Source organism: Blastococcus sp. KM273128, from assembly GCF_021698975.1.
In the GTDB taxonomy this organism is placed as follows: Bacteria; Actinomycetota; Actinomycetes; order Mycobacteriales; family Geodermatophilaceae; genus Blastococcus.
The window spans coordinates 1-265 of record NZ_SSXA01000223.1 but is presented as its reverse complement, the minus strand read 5'-3'; the positions used below and the strand labels follow the sequence as shown (position 1 = coordinate 265).

The following is a 265-nucleotide window of genomic DNA, read 5'->3' as shown; positions in this document are numbered from 1 at the left end:
GCTGCGCGACCGCACCTGCCGCCACCCCGGCTGCACCACCCCCGCCGGCTGGGCCGACCTGGACCACGTCATCGCCCACGCCGCCGGCGGGGCCACCGCCTGCGAGAACCTGTGCTGCCTGTGCCGGCGGCACCACCGGCTCAAGACCTTCGCCCCCGGCTGGACCCACACCCTCGACGCAGACGGGGTGCTCACCGTCACCACCCCCACCGGGGTCACCCGCACCACCCGACCACCGGGCTACCGCGTCCTCACCACACCACCG

At 75.8% G+C, this 265-nt stretch carries 1 protein-coding gene; it reads left to right on the top strand.

What is annotated here, in order from left to right; all coding sequences use genetic code 11:
* On the top strand, positions 1-265 hold a 265-nt coding region (locus tag E9529_RS23035; RefSeq protein WP_236833310.1), incomplete at both ends, for an HNH endonuclease signature motif containing protein.